The sequence below is a fragment of the Pseudonocardia sp. Ae150A_Ps1 genome (assembly GCF_001932315.1).
In the GTDB taxonomy this organism is placed as follows: Bacteria; Actinomycetota; Actinomycetes; order Mycobacteriales; family Pseudonocardiaceae; genus Pseudonocardia.
In genome coordinates this window covers 5,278,759-5,295,343 of sequence record NZ_MCIJ01000001.1, presented here as the reverse complement: position 1 = coordinate 5,295,343, position 16,585 = coordinate 5,278,759, and the positions used below count along the sequence as shown (strand labels likewise).

Sequence of the window (16,585 nt, the reverse complement as noted above, 5' to 3'; positions counted from 1 at the left end):
CTGCTCGCCTTACTTGTAGCTGCGCTGGGTCGGGTGCACGTACTCGAAGACGAGCTCTTCCTTGCGCAGGACCGGAGCCTGCCCGCGGCCGGTGTACTCCCAGGCCGAGGTGAAGGAGAAGTTCTCGTCGTCGCGCTTCGCCTCGCCGTCCTCGGTCTGGCTCTCCCCACGGAAGTGACCGCCGCAGGACTCGCGACGCACGAGCGCGTCCAGGCACATGAGCTCGCCGAGCTCGAGGAAGTCGGCCACCCGGCCGGCCTTCTCGAGGCTCTGGTTCAGCTCCGCGCCGGTACCCGGCACCTTGACGTTGCTCCAGAACTCGCGGCGCAACTCGGGGATGCGGTCCAGCGCCTTGCGCAGGCCGTCCTCGGTCCGCTCCATGCCGCAGTAGTCCCACATGATCTGGCCCAGCTCGCGGTGGAACGAGTCCACCGTGCGGGTGCCGTTGATCGACAGGAACTGGTCGATCCGGTCGGTCACCGACTTCACGGCCTCGACGACCTCGGGTGCGTCCTCCGGGACGTCGTCGAGGTTGTGCGTGGCGATGTAGTCGCCGATGGTCACCGGCAGGACGAAGTAGCCGTCGGCCAGGCCCTGCATCAACGCCGAGGCCCCGAGGCGGTTCGCGCCGTGGTCGGAGAAGTTCGCCTCGCCGCCGATGTAGAGGCCCGGGACGGTCGACTGCAGGTCGTAGTCGACCCAGAGGCCGCCCATCGTGTAGTGCACGGCGGGGTAGATCCGCATCGGGACCTCGTACGGGTTCTCCCCCGTGATCCGCTCGTACATCTCGAAGAGGTTGCCGTACTTGGCCTCGACGGCCTTGCGGCCGAGCCGCTGGATGGCGTCGTCGAAGTCCAGGTAGACGCCGAGCCCGCCCGGGCCGACGCCACGCTTCTCGTCGCAGACCTCCTTGGCGGCCCGGGACGCGATGTCGCGGGGCACCAGGTTGCCGAACGCCGGGTACTTGCGCTCGAGGAAGTAGTCGCGCTCCTCGTGCGGGATCTCGTTCGGCCCGCGCTCGTCGCCGAGCTTCTTCGGGACCCAGACCCGGCCGTCGTTGCGCAGCGACTCCGACATCAGGGTCAGCTTCGACTGGTGGTCACCCGAGACCGGGATGCAGGTCGGGTGGATCTGGGTGAAGCACGGGTTCGCGAACAGCGCGCCCTTGCGGTGTGCCCGCCAGGAGGCGGTCACGTTGCAGCCCTTGGCGTTCGTCGACAGGTAGAAGACGTTGCCGTAGCCGCCGGTGCAGAGGACGACCGCGTCCGCGGTGTGCACCTCGATCTCGCCGGTGACCATGTCACGGGCGACGATGCCGCGGGCCCGGCCCTCGACCACGATCAGCTCGAGCATCTCGTGCCGGGTGAACATCTCGACCGTCCCGGCCTGCACCTGACGCTCCAGCGCCTGGTAGGCACCGAGCAGCAGCTGCTGGCCCGTCTGGCCGCGGGCGTAGAAGGTCCGGGAGACCTGCACGCCGCCGAACGAGCGGGTGTCGAGCAGGCCGCCGTAGTCGCGGGCGAAGGGGACGCCCTGCGCGACGCACTGGTCGATGATCTGACGGCTGATCTCGGCGAGCCGGTGGACGTTCGACTCGCGGGCGCGGAAGTCGCCGCCCTTCACGGTGTCGTAGAACAGCCGGTAGACGCTGTCGCCGTCGTTGCGGTAGTTCTTCGCCGCGTTGATGCCGCCCTGCGCGGCGATCGAGTGCGCACGCCGCGGGCTGTCCTGGTAGCAGAAGTTCTTGACCTGGTAGCCGGCCTCGCCGAGGGTGGCCGCGGCGGCACCGCCGGCCAGCCCCGAACCGACGACGATGATCTTCTTCGAGCGCTTGTTGGCCGGGTTGACCAGCTTCACGCCGAACCGGCGGCGCTCCCAGCGGGTCTCGATCGGACCCGACGGGACGGCCTTGTCGACGACCGGCTCGCCGGTCGTGTAGTCGCTGTAGGACACGTGGTGGGTGTTGGCGTCAGTCATGGATCAGACCACTCCGAACGTGACGGCGAGGGGCACCGAGACGAACCCCAGGGTAAGCACGACGGCGAACACCGTGGCCACCGTCTTGATGGTGCGCTCACGGCTGTTGCTGGACCACCCGAGGGTCTGGATGCCGGAGAAGATGCCGTGCTGGACGTGGAAGCCCAGCGCGACGACGGACAGCACGTAGAACAGCGTCACGTACCAGCGGTCGAGGGTGAAGTCGGCCGCGAGGTTGTCGTACGCCTGCAGGTGCACGCCGTTCGGGTTGAGCGTGCCGGCCGTGAGGTCGAGCAGGTGGTAGATCACGAACAGCACGATGATGACCCCGCCCCAGCGCATGGTGCGGGCCGCGTAGCTGCCCTTGACCTTGTAGGAACCACCCGCGTACTTGATCGGGCGGGCCCGCTTCGCGCGCAGGGCCAGCACGGTGGCCGACCAGATGTGCGCGATCACCGACACCAGCAGGACCACGCGGACGATCCAGAGCATGCCGCCGTAGGGCAGCGCGGGCTCGAGGATCGTGCGCAGCCAGGCCGCGTAGTGATCGATCGACTCCGGCCCGAAGAAGATCTTCAGGTTGCCGATCATGTGCAGGACGACGTAGAGCAGCAGGAAGACGCCGCTCACCGCCATCACGAGTTTCAGGAACGCGCTCGGCGTGCGCGGACGCCGGGGCTTGGCTGCAGTCTTGGCTGCACCGCCCGCCCGGGACTTCTCGGACATGGTGACCACGGAGACCAGTGGACATACCAACGAGTGGGACCGTCCAATGCATCGAGCGGTCAACTGTCATAGCCGTAGGCTATGCACGTGACACTTCAGCAGCTCATGTACTTCGTCGCCGTGGCGAACGTGCGCAGCTTCACTCGTGCGGCCGACCTGGTGGGTGTGGCGCAGCCGACGCTCAGCAAGTCCCTGCGCGCCTTGGAGAGCGAGCTGGGTGCCCCGCTGATCAACCGCGGGTCGGTCGTGACGCTGACACCGGCCGGCGAGGCCGTACTGCCACTGGCCCAGCGGATGCTCGCAGACTCCGACATGGTCCGCTCGACGGTCGCGGAGATGGTGGGCCTGCGCAGCGGCCGGGTGCGGGTCGGGGCGACGCCGTCGCTGTGCATCGGCGTGCTGTCGGACGTGCTGCGGGTGTTCCACGCCCGGCACCCGGAGATCGCCGTCGAACTGGCCGAGGACGGGTCGCAGCCGCTGGAGACGGCGCTGGTGCGCAACGAGCTCGACGTCGCGCTGGTGATCGTCCCGCCGGACGGCGTCGACCCCGCCCTGCACTCGGCTCCCCTGCTCCGGGAGCGGCTGTCGGTCGCGTCGCCGCGGGCACGGCGCCCCCTGACCTCGCGCGGGTCGATCGCGATTCCGGAGCTCGCCAAGCACGACCTGGTCATGGTGCGGAAGGGCTACGACCTGCGTGAGGTCACGCTGCGGGCGTACGCGGTCGCAGGGGTGACGCCCCGGATCGCGGTCGAGGGCGGCCAGATGGACGCGGTGCTGCGGATGGTGGAGGCCGGGACGGGCGTCGCGGTGGTGCCCGACCTGGTGTTCATCGGACGGCCCCGGCTGCGGCGCACGGTGCTCACCCCGGCACTGCACCGGACCGTCGCGCTGGCCCGTCGTGCGGACATCGCACCGACGCCGGCGGTCATCGCGTTCGCGGACACCCTGCTGGAGCACATGTCCGACACGTCGGCGTCGCTGCGGGAGGGGACGAACGACGTGCAGGTGCTGCACCGGCACCGCAGCGGGCGGGAGCTCCTGGGCTGAACCGGCCCGAGCCGGTCAGTCCTCCGGTGGCTCGCCGAGCTCGTCGGTGTCGGCGCCCGCGGCGGCGATCTCCTCCTTGACGACGCCGTAGGCGACACCGGGGCCGTAGCCCTTGCGGGCGAGCATCCCGACGAGCTTGCGCGCGGTCGACTGCTGCTCCTCCCGGGAGCCGACGGGCAGACCCCGGAGGCGCCGGGTGACCAGCTCACGGGCACGTTCGCGCTCGGAGTCCTCGTCGATCTCGGTGAGGGCCTCGTCGGCCGTCTCGCGGTCGACGCCCTTGCGGTGCAGTTCGAGCGCGATGGCCCGCTTCCCGAGGCCGCGGTGGCGGTGCCGGGAGCGGACCCACTGGTCGGCGAACGCCTTGTCGTCGATCAGGCCGACCTCGTCGAACCGCTCGAGGACGCGACGCGCGACGTCGTCCGGGATCTCCTTGCGGCTCAGGGCGTCGCCGAGCTCCTTGACGGTGCGCGCCCGGTCGGTCAGCAGGCGCAGGCAGATGTCCTTGGCCCGCGTCTCCTGCTCGGCGGGGGTCTCGTCGGGCGGGGGCGTCGATCCGCGGCCCCGGCCGCCACGACCGGTCCGGGCGCCACGAGCACCTCGCCCGCCCTGGCCGCGCGCCGCGCGCCCGGTCCCGGCGGTGTCGTCCCCCGGCTCGTCCCGTTCCTCACTCGGGCCGGCCACGTCGTCGGAGCCGCCCGGTCGGTCGCCATCCGGACGGTTTCCCTCCGGTCGACCGCCGGATCCACGGCGATCGGCCCCGCGGCGCCCGTCCCGGTCCGACGGGCCGGTCCGGCGGGACCGCCGGTCGCTCCCCGCGGGGCGCGCCCCGCGGGAGCCGGACAGGCCGTCGAACGACACGACCCGCGGGCCGTCGTCCTCGGGCGGCGGCTCACGGTCCTCGGTGAGCTCGCCGACCGTCAGGGGGAGCGGGGCACCGGCGTCTGCCTCCCCACCGGCACTCAGCTCCTCGAACGCGAGACGCCGGGGAGCGGGCGGGGCCTCGTCTCCCCCGTCAGCAGCAGCCTGGTCGACGTCACCGCTGACCGGCTCGGCCGCGGCCCCGGCACCGGTGGCCTCGGCTCCGTCGGTGTCACCCTCCGGGAACCCGTCGTGCACCTCGCCGGAGGAGTCGTCCGCGCGGCTCCCCGACCCACCGAACAGGTCGTCCAGCGAGACGGACGACGCCTCCTGCTCCCCGGGCACGCTCAGAAGTCGACCGGGGCGGGCAGCGCCTCGACCGGAGCGGCCTCCTCGGCGTCGACGACGGCGCCGATCCCGAGCTTCTCCTTGATCCGCTTCTCGACCTCGGCGGCGACGTCCGGGTTCTCCTTGAGGAACTTCCGGGCGTTCTCCTTGCCCTGCCCCATCTGGTCGCCCTCGTAGGTGTACCAGGCACCGGACTTCCGGATGATCCCCTGCTCGACACCCACGTCGATCAGCGAACCCTCCTTGCTGATCCCGACGCCGTAGAGCACGTCGAACTCGGCCTGCTTGAACGGCGGGGCCACCTTGTTCTTCACGACCTTGACCCGGGTCCGGCTGCCGACCATGTCGGTGCCGTCCTTCAGAGTCTCGATGCGCCGGATGTCCATCCGGACCGACGCGTAGAACTTCAGCGCCTTACCACCGGTCGTGGTCTCCGGGGACCCGAACATCACGCCGATCTTCTCGCGCAGCTGGTTGATGAAGATCGCGGTGGTACCGGACGTGCTCAGCGCACCGGTGATCTTCCGCAGCGCCTGGCTCATCAGCCGCGCCTGCAGGCCGACGTGGCTGTCGCCCATCTCGCCCTCGATCTCGGCGCGCGGCACGAGCGCGGCGACCGAGTCAATGACGATGACGTCGAGCGCGCCGGAGCGGATCAGCATGTCCGCGATCTCCAGCGCCTGCTCACCGGTGTCCGGCTGGGAGACCAGCAGCTCGTCGGTGTCGACACCGAGCGCCTTGGCGTACTCCGGGTCGAGCGCGTGCTCGGCGTCGACGAACGCGGCCACGCCACCGGCGGCCTGCGCGCTGGCCACCGTGTGCAGCGCGACCGTGGTCTTACCGCTGGACTCCGGGCCGTAGATCTCGACGACACGGCCGCGGGGGATCCCGCCGACGCCGAGTGCGACGTCGAGCGCGATGGATCCGGTGGAGATGGCACTGATCGGGACGCGGGTCTGGTCGCCCAGACGCATCACCGAACCCTTGCCGTGGTTCTTCTCGATCTGGGCGAGGGCGAGTTCCAGCGCCTTGCCGCGGTCCGGAGCGGACATCTCTTGACTCCTCGCTGGTCGGCGATCGGGGTCTGCTGCTGTCTTTCGGGGAGGCACACCGCAACGGTATGGGGTACCTCCGACAGTTCCGGTGGCCGGATCGGCACCTGTGGACAACTTCTCGGGTCGTGCAGCGTCGTATCCCGGCCCGAACGATAGGCGAACACGCGTTCGACCGGATACCCGACACGCCGACCGGACGCTCCGGGGAGCCGAACGGTCACGCGTCGTGGCGGTGGTGCCGTCCGTCAGCGGCGGGTGGCCGGCACCTCGTAGGCCTGACACACGGCACGCCAGATCCGGCGCAGCTCGAAGCCGGACTCGATCGCCTGCTCGACGGTCTGGCCGTCCAGCTCGGCGAAGACGTGGTCCCGGGACAGCGACGCCGCCCGCACCGGCCCGAACTCGCCCTCCATCAGCTCGCGGAAGTGGCTCAGTCGCACGGCCGTGAGGGTAGACGCCGTCACCGTTCCGTGCGGTCCGCACCCACGGTCGTCCGGTCGGCGGTACGATGGGCAATATGTCCGAACTGCTGGCGTCCGCGCCCGTCGACGTCGCCGACGAGGTCCTCGCGACGACCGGTATCGGATCCCCCCTCGCCTGGCAGATCGTGTCGCTGCTGGCGCTGCTCTCCGCCCTCGTCGTGCTGGTGCGCTGGTGGATCCAGCAGCGCAAGCGCTGACCGGCGGCCGGTCCGGGCACGCGCCGCCCGGGCGTTAGGCTCCCGCCCCGGACACGAGGGCGGACGCCCGCGGGGACGACGAGGAGGCCGGGACCGATGGCACGCACGGAGCAGGACCGCGAGACCGAGGTCGAGGACGCCTACCGCCTCGTCTCCGACGTCCTCGAGGGGGCCGTGCGCGAGACCCTCGCCGCGCCCGGGCCCGATCCCGCGCGCTTCGCCGTCCGGCAGCTCACCGCCGTCGACAAGGAACTCCCCGACGACGCCACCCCGCCGGCTGGTCGCTGGCGTTCCTGGTGCTCGCCGACTGGTACGACGCCGCACGCACCGCCCTCGCCGGCTCCGAGGACCGCGCCGAGCGGGCCCTGGGCTGGATCGAGCAGCACATGGGCCGCCGGTTCGCGGCCCGCGCCCGCTACACCGTGACCCCGCTCGTCGACCCGGACAACGCGCGGGAGACCTCGCTCTACGTCGACGCGCTGGGCCCGGACTTCCTGCCGACCATGGTCTGGACCGTCGCCGGGCTCGTCGCGGAGTTCCCCGCCGACGACACCCAGGAGATCTGGCCCCGCACCCGGGCCGACTCCCGCCGCTGACGCCGCTGGTGGGACCCGGTCCGCCGGGTAATTGTCGGTGCCCGACCCCATGATGGTCGGGTGAGCGCACTCGACGGCTTCTCCCCCGCCACCCGCCAGTGGTTCGAGGGGGCGTTCGCCGCGCCCACCGCCGCCCAGGAGGGCGCCTGGTCGGCCGCGCAGGACGGGCGCAACGCCCTCGTCGTCGCACCGACCGGGTCGGGCAAGACCCTCGCGGCGTTCCTCTGGGCGCTGGACCGGCTGGCGGCGACGCCCGTCCCGGACGAGCCGCGCAGCCGGTGCCGGGTCCTCTACGTCTCGCCGCTGAAGGCGCTCGCCGTCGACGTGCAGCGCAACCTCCGGTCGCCGCTCACCGGCATCCGGCAGGCCGCACAGCGGCTCGGTGATCCGGTCCCCGACATCACCGTCGGCACGCGCACCGGCGACACCCCCGCCGACGAGCGGCGGCAGTTCCAGCGGACCCCGCCCGACGTGCTGGTGACCACCCCGGAGTCGCTGTTCCTGCTGCTCACCTCGGCCGCCCGCGAGTCGCTGCGCGGGGTCACGACGGTGATCCTCGACGAGGTCCACGCGGTCGCGGGCACCAAGCGCGGCGCGCACCTCGCGCTGTCGCTGGAGCGCCTGGAGGAGATCACCGAGAGCTCCCCGCAGCGGATCGGGCTCTCGGCGACGGTGCGCCCGGTGGACGAGGTGTCGACGTTCCTGTCCGGGGCCCGGCCGGTCGAGGTCGTCCAGCCGAGCACCCCGAAGACGCTCACGGTCGAGGTCCAGGTCCCCGTGCCGGACCTCGCCGCGCTCGACGAGCGGCCCTCCCCCCGGCAGCACCGACGAGGAGGTCGTCGGGTCGGCCGCGGGGACCGCGCAGAAGCCCTCGATCTGGCCGGCCGTCGAGGAACGGCTGCTCGGCCTGGTCCGCGAGCACCGGTCGACGATCGTGTTCGCCAACTCCCGGCGGCTCGCGGAGCGGTTGACGTCGCGGCTCAACGAGCTCGCCGCCGAGCAGGCGGAGGCCGAGGCCGAGGCGGCTGCGGAGTCCGGCCCCGACGCTCCCGGCACGTCGCCGGAGCTCGACGACCCGCGCGGGCCGACCGCGTTCCCGGCCGAGGCCGTCGGCCAGTCCGGGGTCGGCGGCGGGGCGGTGCCGAGCGTGGCGAAGGCCCATCACGGTTCCATGTCCCGCGACCAGCGGACCCTGGTCGAGGAGGAGCTCAAGTCCGGCGTGCTGCCCTGCGTGGTCGCGACGTCCAGCCTCGAGCTGGGCATCGACATGGGCGCGGTCGACCTGGTCGTCCAGGTCGAGGCGCCGCCGTCGGTCGCGTCCGGGCTGCAGCGGGTCGGCCGGGCCGGCCACCAGGTCGGCGCGGTCTCCGAGGGCGTCGTGTTCCCGAAGTACCGGGGCGACCTGGTGTCGTGCGCCGTCGTCGCCGAGCGGATGACCTCCGGCTCGATCGAGTCGACCCGCTACCCCCGCAACCCGCTCGACGTCCTCGCCCAGCAGATCGTGGCGATGGTGGCGATGGAGACGTGGTCGCTGCCCGACCTGGCCGCGACGATCCGCCGGGCGGCGCCCTTCGCCGCGCTGCCCGACTCGGCGCTGCACTCGGTGCTCGACATGCTGTCCGGCCGGTACCCGTCGGAGGAGTTCGGCGAGCTGCGCGCCCGGATCACCTGGGACCGGGTGACGGACGAGCTGCGCGGCCGGCCCGGCGCGCAGCGGCTCGCGGTCACCTCCGGCGGCACGATCCCGGACCGCGGCCTGTTCACCGTCATGACCCCGGGCGGGGCCGACGGCGCCGGGTCGCGGGTCGGCGAGCTCGACGAGGAGATGGTCTACGAGTCGCGGGTCGGCGACACCTTCCTGCTCGGGACATCGTCGTGGCGGGTCGGGGACATCACGCACGACCGGGTCGTGGTGACTCCGGCGCCCGGGGTACCGGCCCGGATGCCGTTCTGGAAGGGCGAGTCGATCGGCAGGCCGCTCGAGTTGGGCCGCGCGGTCGGGGCCTTCGTGCGGGAGATGTCCGGGCTCGCCGAGGAGGCCGCCCGCGAACGCGCCACCGCGGCCGGGCTCGACGAGTGGGCCTGCGACAACCTGCTCTCCTACCTCCGCGAGCAGCGCGAGGCGACCCGGCACGTCCCCAGCGACCGGACGATCCTGGTCGAACGGTTCCGCGACGAGCTCGGCGACTGGCGTCTGGTCGTCCACTCGCCGTTCGGGGCCCAGGTGAACGGGCCGTGGGCGCTCGCGATCGCCGCCCGGATGCGGGAGCGGCGCGGCGTCGAGGTGAGCGCGTCGGGCGCCGACGACGGCATCGTCCTGCGCCTGCCCGACGCGGTCGACGACTCCGGCTCCGAGGTCGTCCCGAGCGGGGAGGACGTGCTGCTCGACCCGGGTGAGATCGAGCAGATCGTCGTCGCCGAGCTGGGTAACTCGGCGCTGTACGCGTCCCGGTTCCGGGAGTGCGCGGCCCGGGCGCTGCTGCTCCCCCGCCGCGACCCGCGCCGGCGCAGCCCGCTGTGGCAGCAGCGGCAGCGGTCGGCGCAGCTGCTGAGCGTGGCCGGCAAGTTCGAGCAGTTCCCGATCACGCTCGAGGCGATGCGGGAGTGTGTGCAGGATGTCTACGACCTGCCCGGCCTGCGGGAGCTGATGGGCGACGTCGGCTCGCGGAAGGTGAAGGTCGCCGAGGTCGAGACCTCGCAGCCGTCGCCGTTCGCCCGGAGCCTGCTCTTCGGCTACGTCGGGATGTTCCTCTACGAGGCCGACGCCCCGCTCGCCGAGCGGCGGGCCGCCGCGCTCTCGCTGGACTCGACGCTGCTCTCCGAGCTGCTCGGCTCCGAGGCCATCCGCGAGCTGCTCGATCCCGACGTGCTGGCCGAGGTCGAGGCGCTGCTGCAGCGCACCGACCCGGACCGGCACGCCCGCGACGCGGAGGTCGCCGCCGACCTGCTCCGGTTCGTCGGCGACCTGTCCGAGGCCGACGGCCGGGCCCGCGGCGTCGATCCCGCCTGGCTGGCCGGGCTGGAGCGGGACCGGCGGGCGCTGCGGGTGCGGATCGCCGGCGAGGAACGGTTCATCGCGATCGAGGACGCCGGCCGCATCCGCGACGCGCTCGGCACGGCACTGCCGGTCGGGGTGCCCGAGGCCTTCACCGAGCCGGTGACGGACCCGCTGGGTGACCTGGTGCTCCGGTACGCGCGCACGCACGGTCCCTTCACCGCCGCGGAGTGCGCGGCGCGGTTCGGGCTGGGCGTCGCGGTCGTGGCCGGTGTGCTGGACCGGCTCACCGGGAGCGGCCGGCTGGTCAAGGGCGAGCTGCGACCGCAGGCGGCGATTCCGGCGGGGGCCCGTACCGAGACCGAGTACTGCGACGCCGAGGTGCTGCGACGGCTGCGACGGGCGTCGCTCGCCAAGCTGCGGCACGAGGTCGAGCCGGTCGAGCAGCGCGCGCTCGGCCGGTTCCTGCCGGCCTGGCAGGGCGTGCAGGTGCGGTCCGGGGGCGAGCGGCGCGGCCGGGTGCGGCGTGCGCCGGGCCCGGAGGACGTCCTCGGGGTCGTCGAGCAGCTCGCCGGGACCCCGCTGCCGGCCAGCGCGGTCGAGTCGCTCGTGCTGCCGGCCCGGCTGCCCGGGTACACCCCCGCGCTGCTGGACGAGCTGACCGCGGCGGGCGAGGTGACCTGGTCCGGGTGCGGTGCCCTCGCCGGGCAGGACGGCTGGCTGGCGCTCGCCCCGGCCGACGTCGCGGACCTGCTGCTGCCGGCACCGGACCTCGACACCGCCGGGACGCCCCTGCACACGGCGCTGCTCGCCGCCCTGGGACTGACCGACCCGGCGGCCCTGACCGATCCCGGGGTCGCCGCCGAGCAGGGCGGGGGTGCGCTGTTCTTCCGCGAGCTCGCCACCCGGGCGGGAATGCTGATGACCGAGCAGGGCGAGCCGGCGCCGTCCGACGACGACGTCGTCGCCGCGGTCTGGGACCTGGTCTGGGCCGGCGCGCTGACGAACGACACGCTCGGCCCGCTGCGGGCCCGGCTGTCCGGCAGCGGCACCCGGCGCGGCGGTTCCGGGCGGCAGGGCGGGGCCCACCGGACGGCCCGCGGGGCACCCCGCGGGCGTTACGCGCAGCTGCGGTCCGGACGACCGTCGATGCCGAGCCGGACGGGCCCGCCGTCGGTCGGCGGCCGCTGGTCGGCCGCGGTGCCCCGGGAGCCCGACGCGACGCGCCGGGCCCACGCGGCGGCCGAGGCGTTCCTGGAGCGCCACGGGGTCCTGACCCGCGGCGCGCTCGGCACCGAGCGGGTGAGCGGCGGGTTCGCCGGCGTCTACAAGGTGCTCCGCGCGATGGAGGAGTCCGGCCGGTGCCGGCGCGGCTACATCGTCGAGGGGCTGGGCGCGGCCCAGTTCGCGGTGCCCGGAGCCATCGACCGGGTCCGCGCGCTCGCCGGTCCCGACGGTCCGCCGCCGGAGCGGTCCGGCCCCGCCCGGACGGACGGCGGCGGCGACGACGACGACGACAGCAACGGAGACCGGCCGGAGGGACGCGAGCGCGACGCACCCGCGCCCGGCGACGACGGCGACGAGATCCCCGACGACCTGCGCGGGCCCGGGATGTTCCCGGGGTCCGGCGCGGGCCGGCACGACGAGTTCGACGGCCGGTCCGCCGGCGCCGGGTTCGCGGCGGGTGCCCCGCGGGGCGCCTGGCGCTCGCTGTCCCGGGTCGTGCTGGCCGCGGCCGACCCGGCACAGCCCTACGGCGCGGCACTCCCCTGGCCCGGGACGATCGGCGACAGCCGGCACCGCCCCGGTCGCAAGGCAGGTGCCCTGGTCACCCTCGTCGACGGCGCACCGGCGCTCTACGTCGAGCGGGGCGGCCGGTCACTGCTCTCCTTCACCACCGAGCACGACGAGCTGCGCGCCGGAGCCGAGGCACTGGCCGGAGCGGTGCACGAGGGCTGGCTCGGGTCGCTCGCCGTCGAGCGGGCCGACGGGCAGGACTCGCTGGCGTCGGAGCTGTCCGAGGTGCTCACCGAGGCGGGGTTCCGGGTCACCCCGAAAGGACTGCGACTGCGGGCCTGACCCGGGTCCGGGATTCAGTAGCGCCGGTTCACCAGCACCGGCACGGCGCGCCGCACCGGCCCGACCTCAGCGAGGTCGACGTCGGTGACCAGCAGCCCCGGTCCGGCGCCGAGCGAGTCGAGCGCCGTGCCGGTCGGCCCGGACACCAGGCTCGCCCCGATCCCGGTCGGCACTCCGGCGGGCACGTCGTGCCCCACCGACGCCGGGTCGGCCTGGTCGCAGGCCGCCACGAACGCGGTGGAGTCCAGCGCCCGGGCACGGACCAGCAGGTCCCACTGCTCCTGCTTGCCCGGGCCGGCGCCCCACGAGGCCAGGACGACGACCAGTTCGGCCCCGGCGTCGCCGAGCTTCTGGAACAGGCCGGCGAACCGCAGGTCGTAGCAGGTCGCGAGCCCGACGGTGGCGCCGCCGACGGTGATCGTCACCGGGTCGGTCCCCGGCGCGACGGTGTCGGACTCGGCGAACCCGAAGGCGTCGAACAGGTGGATCTTGTCGTAGTGGGCCTCCACCCCGCCTCCGGTGGCGAGCAGGGTGTTGCGCACGCGGCCGTCGTCGGCGGGGGTGAACATCCCGGCGACGACCGTGACCCCGGCCCGCCCGGCGATCTCCCGGACCCGGGTCGCCCACGGTCCGTCGAGCGGCTCGGCGATCCCGCCGAGCGGCACACCGAAACGGCACTGGGTGGCCTCGGGGAAGACGACCAGCTCGGCTCCCCGCCCGGCCGCGTCGGCGACGCCGTCGGCGATCAGGGCCAGGTTCTGCTCCGGTTCCGTCGTCGCGGCGATCTGGGCGAGCGCGATCCGCATCGGTCCTCCTACGCTGTGTGTCGGGCGGCGTCGTGCGAGCCCGTACCGACGTGTATACATTGTGTATGCCGCTGTCGAGGGAGTCCGGTCGCGAGCGCGCCCTGCTGTACCTGCGCGAGACGGTCCTCGCGGACCCGGGCGTCCAGGGCACTTTCCTCAACGAGGTCGAGCTCGCGGGGCGGATCGGCGTGTCCCGGACCCCGGTCCGCGAGGCGCTGCTCCTGCTCGTCGCCGACGGGCTGGTCGAGATGCTGCCCGGACGCGGGGCCTACGTGCCGCCGATGACCGGGCGGCAGGTCCGCGAGCTGATGGAGCTGCGCGGTCTCCTGGAGCGGCACGCCGCGGCCGGGACGATCGCGGCCGGGACCGTCCCGCTCGGGGCGATGCGCACCGTGCTCGAGGAGCAGCGCGCCCTGGCGAGCACCGGTGGCGACCCCGCGGCGTTCATCGACCTGGACATGACCTTCCACCAGGTACTCGTGGACGCCGCCGACAACGCTCTGCTCGCCCGCACCTACGCGAGCCTGCGGGTGCGCCAGCGGCGGGCCGGAGTGAGCGCGCTGTTCCGGTCGGCGGACCGCCAGCGCGCCGTCTGCAGCGAGCACGACGCGATCGTCGAGGCACTCGCCGCCGGCGACACCGACGCCGCGACGACTGCGATCACCGAGCACCTCCGGCTCACCGAGGGCGTGCTGCTGCAGGCCTGACGGCACGTCAGGACGCCGCACCCGCGACGAGGTACGCCTCGTCCTCGGCGTGGTCCGGGTCGCGTCCCAGCCCGAGACCGACCAGCGTCAGCACGCAGGCGACGGCCAGGTAGCAGGCCACCGGGAGCCACCCGCCGAGCCCGCCGGAGAGCGCGGTGAAGGCGAGGGGCGCGATCGCCCCGCCGACGACGCCGGCGATCGTGTAGGCCAGCGAGCTGCCGGTGTAGCGCAGCCGCGGGGAGAACTGCTCGGTCACGAACGCCGCCTGCGGCCCGTACATGAACGAGTGCAGCGCCAGCCCGACGGTCACGCCCAGCACCAGGAGGCCGAACGACCCGCCGGCGATCATCGGGAAGAACACGAACGGCCAGACGATGCCGCCGGCCGCCGCGACGGCGTACACCACGCGCCGGTTGACGCGGTCGCTCAGCGCGCCGGCGAGCGGGATCGCCGGCAGCTGGAACGCCGAGTCGACGAGGATCGCGCCGAGCACCTCGGAGCGGGAGAACCCGGCCTGACCGGTCGCCCACGTCAGCACGAACACGGTGAACAGCGCGTACGTGACGTCCGGCCCGATCCGGCTGAGGATGCCCGCCAGCAACGGCCGCCCCTCGGTCGTGAAGACCTCCTTGACCGGCGCGTCCGGCCGCTCGCCGGACGCCGCAATCGCCTTGAAGACCGGCGTGTCCTCGAGCTTCAGCCGGATCCAGAGACCGAACGCGACGAGCACCGCGGAGAGCAGGAACGCCAGCCGCCAGCCCCAGTCGAGGAACTGCTGCTCGCTCAGCAGCACGGTGAGCAGCGCGAGCACGCCGTTGGACAGCAGGTTGCCCGCCGGCGGCCCGATCTGCGCCGCCGACGCCCAGAACCCGCGCCGCCGCGGATCGCCGAACTCGCTGGAGAGCAGCACGGCGCCGCCCCACTCCCCACCGACGCCGACACCCTGCGCGAACCGCAGCAGCACCAGGATGATCGGCGCGGCGACACCGATCGCGCCGTAGGTCGGGAGCAGGCCGATCAGGAAGGTCGCGGCGCCGATCAGCACCAGGGTCGCGACGAGGACCTGCTTGCGCCCGATGACGTCGCCGAGCCTGCCGAACACCACCCCGCCCAGGGGGCGGGAGACGTACCCCACCGCGTAGGTGGAGAACGCGAGGAGGAGGCCGGTCAGTGGGTCGGCCGCCGGGAAGAACAGCACCGGGAACACGAGCGCGGCCGCCGCGGAGTAGACGGCGAAGTCGTACCACTCCAGCGACGTGCCGGTGAGGCTGGCGACGAACGCCTTGCGCAGGTCGCGCCGGTCCACCGGCGGTGTCGACGCCTGTGACGACGAGGCGGGCGGTGAGCTCATCTCGGCCTCCGGGGTTGCGGGTCGAAGCGGTTGGACCGGCGTAATACTTGCTGTATACACGGTGTGTGCGCAAGTCTTCCGCGCATCGGTTACCGGACGGACACATGGAGGTCCCGTGCAGCTCGACCTGACCCTTCCCGACGGCAGCACCCGCTCGACCGACGTCGTGCGGGTGTTCAACGCCGGCTACGCCGGGCGCGCGCAGGAGGAGGTCGCGGCGCACGTCGCGGAGCTCGCCGAGCTCGGCGTCCCGGCGCCGTCGGCGGTCCCGGCGCTCTACCCGGTCTCGCCGTACCTGGCGTCGCAGACCGACCGGGTCCCCGCCCAGCACGACCGCACCTCCGGCGAGGCCGAGTGGGCCCTGGTCGTCGGTGACGACGTGGACGACCCGCTGCTCACCGTCGCCTGCGACCACACCGACCGGGCCCTCGAGGTGCACGGGGTGGCGTGGAGCAAGAACGCGAGCCCGGACGTCCTCGGTCGGCGCGCCTGGCGCCTCGCCGAGATCGCCGACCGCCTCGACGACATCCGGCTGCGTGCCTGGGTGCGGCACGGCGACGCCGAGCCCGAGCTCGTGCAGGACGCCACCCTCGCCGCGCTGCTGCCCCCGCAGTACTGGCTCGACGTGCTCCGCGAGCGCGGCTGGCTGGCCCCGGGCACCGTCGTGCTGTCCGGGACGATCCAGATGCGCGAGGGCGTCGACCAGTTCGCCGACGCCTGGCGGGTCGAGCTGCACGACCCCGCGACCGGGGACTCCATCGAGGCCGCCTACGAGATCGACCGGCTCCCGGAGCCGATCGGCTGACCACCGCGGGGACGACGCCCGACCGGCCCGGGGCCCGGGCGGCTGCGAGGATCACGGTCATGATCCGCCGCCCGACCGCGCACGATCCGCGTGACCGTCGCACCGCCCTCGCCCTCGCCGGCCTGCTCGGCGCCGCCGCCGTGCTGCACGCCGCCCGGCCCGAGCCGTTCGACTCGATCGTCCCGAAGAGCCTGCCCGGCGAGCCCCGGACCTGGACGTACGTGTCCGGGGTCGCCGAGGGCGCGGTGGCGGCGGCGCTGGTCCACCCGCGGACCCGCCGCGCCGGCGGCTGGGCCGCGGCCGGACTGTTCACCGCCGTGTTCCCGGCCAACGTGTCGATGGCGCTGCGCTGGCGGCGCAAGCCGGCCACGTACCGGGCGATCGCCTGGGGACGACTGCCGCTGCAGGTGCCGCTCGTGCTGTGGGCCCTGCGGGTCGCCCGCTCCGGCCGTACCCGCTAGCGACCCCACCGACGTCGGGCGCCGATCGACGAAAGTCGCCCCCGCGGTCCACGATCTCGGGCAGCGCCGCCCCCCCCCCCCCCCCCCCCCCC

Annotated in this window: 13 protein-coding genes and 1 pseudogene; 7 read left to right on the top strand and 7 right to left on the bottom strand. The window is 73.5% G+C overall.

What is annotated here, in order from left to right:
• Positions 1–9: 9 nt before the first annotated feature.
• Together Ae150APs1_RS24925 and Ae150APs1_RS24920 are read right to left on the bottom strand one after the other, a co-directional pair.
• On the bottom strand, positions 10–1,977 hold the full coding sequence (locus Ae150APs1_RS24925) for a fumarate reductase/succinate dehydrogenase flavoprotein subunit (protein ID WP_010224779.1): 1,968 nt from the start codon (positions 1,975–1,977) through the stop codon (positions 10–12).
• Positions 1,978–1,980: 3 nt separating this feature from the next.
• Positions 1,981–2,703, bottom strand: a complete 723-nt coding sequence (locus Ae150APs1_RS24920) for a succinate dehydrogenase cytochrome b subunit (protein WP_083680480.1) — start codon at positions 2,701–2,703, stop codon at positions 1,981–1,983.
• An 87-nt stretch (positions 2,704–2,790) separates the two neighbouring features.
• On the opposite strand from Ae150APs1_RS24920, the gene Ae150APs1_RS24915 reads away from it, so the two are divergent.
• Positions 2,791–3,750, top strand: a complete 960-nt coding sequence (locus Ae150APs1_RS24915) for a LysR substrate-binding domain-containing protein (RefSeq protein ID WP_139317053.1) — start codon at positions 2,791–2,793, stop codon at positions 3,748–3,750.
• A gap of 15 nt (positions 3,751–3,765) precedes the next feature.
• On the opposite strand, the gene Ae150APs1_RS34715 is transcribed toward Ae150APs1_RS24915, so the two are convergent.
• From Ae150APs1_RS34715 to Ae150APs1_RS24900, 3 genes are all read right to left on the bottom strand, one after another.
• Entirely contained in the window at positions 3,766–4,956 is a 1,191-nt protein-coding gene (locus Ae150APs1_RS34715) for a regulatory protein RecX (RefSeq protein ID WP_349289895.1), read from the bottom strand.
• Between the two features lie 2 nt (positions 4,957–4,958).
• Positions 4,959–6,011, bottom strand: coding sequence for a recombinase RecA (recA, locus tag Ae150APs1_RS24905; protein ID WP_075300652.1), 1,053 nt, complete (start codon positions 6,009–6,011; stop codon positions 4,959–4,961).
• Positions 6,012–6,259: 248 nt separating this feature from the next.
• Positions 6,260–6,454, bottom strand: a complete 195-nt coding sequence (locus Ae150APs1_RS24900; RefSeq protein WP_029239204.1) for a DUF3046 domain-containing protein — start codon at positions 6,452–6,454, stop codon at positions 6,260–6,262.
• Positions 6,455–6,531: 77 nt separating this feature from the next.
• Here Ae150APs1_RS24900 and Ae150APs1_RS32260 point away from each other — a divergent pair, with 77 nt between their 5' ends.
• From Ae150APs1_RS32260 to Ae150APs1_RS24890, 3 genes and pseudogenes are all read left to right on the top strand, one after another.
• Positions 6,532–6,693 carry a hypothetical protein gene (locus tag Ae150APs1_RS32260; RefSeq protein ID WP_010224792.1) on the top strand — a complete coding sequence of 54 codons (162 nt, stop codon included), beginning with the start codon at positions 6,532–6,534 and terminating at the stop codon, positions 6,691–6,693.
• A 296-nt stretch (positions 6,694–6,989) separates the two neighbouring features.
• On the top strand, positions 6,990–7,289 hold the full coding sequence (locus Ae150APs1_RS24895; RefSeq protein ID WP_075300650.1) for a hypothetical protein: 300 nt from the start codon (positions 6,990–6,992) through the stop codon (positions 7,287–7,289).
• Positions 7,290–7,349: 60 nt separating this feature from the next.
• Positions 7,350–12,363: pseudogene (locus Ae150APs1_RS24890) on the top strand (ATP-dependent helicase).
• Positions 12,364–12,377: 14 nt separating this feature from the next.
• Here the strand turns inward: Ae150APs1_RS24890 and Ae150APs1_RS24885 are convergent.
• Positions 12,378–13,169 (bottom strand): carbon-nitrogen hydrolase family protein, encoded by a 792-nt coding sequence (locus tag Ae150APs1_RS24885; protein ID WP_075300648.1) that lies wholly within the window; start codon positions 13,167–13,169, stop codon positions 12,378–12,380.
• Positions 13,170–13,234: 65 nt separating this feature from the next.
• On the opposite strand from Ae150APs1_RS24885, the gene Ae150APs1_RS24880 reads away from it, so the two are divergent.
• Entirely contained in the window at positions 13,235–13,876 is a 642-nt protein-coding gene (locus Ae150APs1_RS24880; RefSeq protein WP_075300646.1) for a GntR family transcriptional regulator, read from the top strand.
• 7 nt (positions 13,877–13,883) lie between these two features.
• On the opposite strand, the gene Ae150APs1_RS24875 is transcribed toward Ae150APs1_RS24880, so the two are convergent.
• Positions 13,884–15,227: an MFS transporter gene (locus Ae150APs1_RS24875; RefSeq protein ID WP_139317052.1), complete on the bottom strand. Its 1,344-nt coding sequence runs from the start codon at positions 15,225–15,227 to the stop codon at positions 13,884–13,886.
• Between the two features lie 115 nt (positions 15,228–15,342).
• Between Ae150APs1_RS24875 and Ae150APs1_RS24870 the strand changes: the two genes are divergently transcribed.
• Both Ae150APs1_RS24870 and Ae150APs1_RS24865 read left to right on the top strand, forming a co-directional pair.
• Positions 15,343–16,032, top strand: coding sequence for a DUF2848 domain-containing protein (locus tag Ae150APs1_RS24870; protein WP_010241941.1), 690 nt, complete (start codon positions 15,343–15,345; stop codon positions 16,030–16,032).
• Positions 16,033–16,091: 59 nt separating this feature from the next.
• Positions 16,092–16,493 (top strand): MauE/DoxX family redox-associated membrane protein, encoded by a 402-nt coding sequence (locus tag Ae150APs1_RS24865; protein WP_010241940.1) that lies wholly within the window; start codon positions 16,092–16,094, stop codon positions 16,491–16,493.
• Positions 16,494–16,585 lie beyond the last annotated feature (92 nt).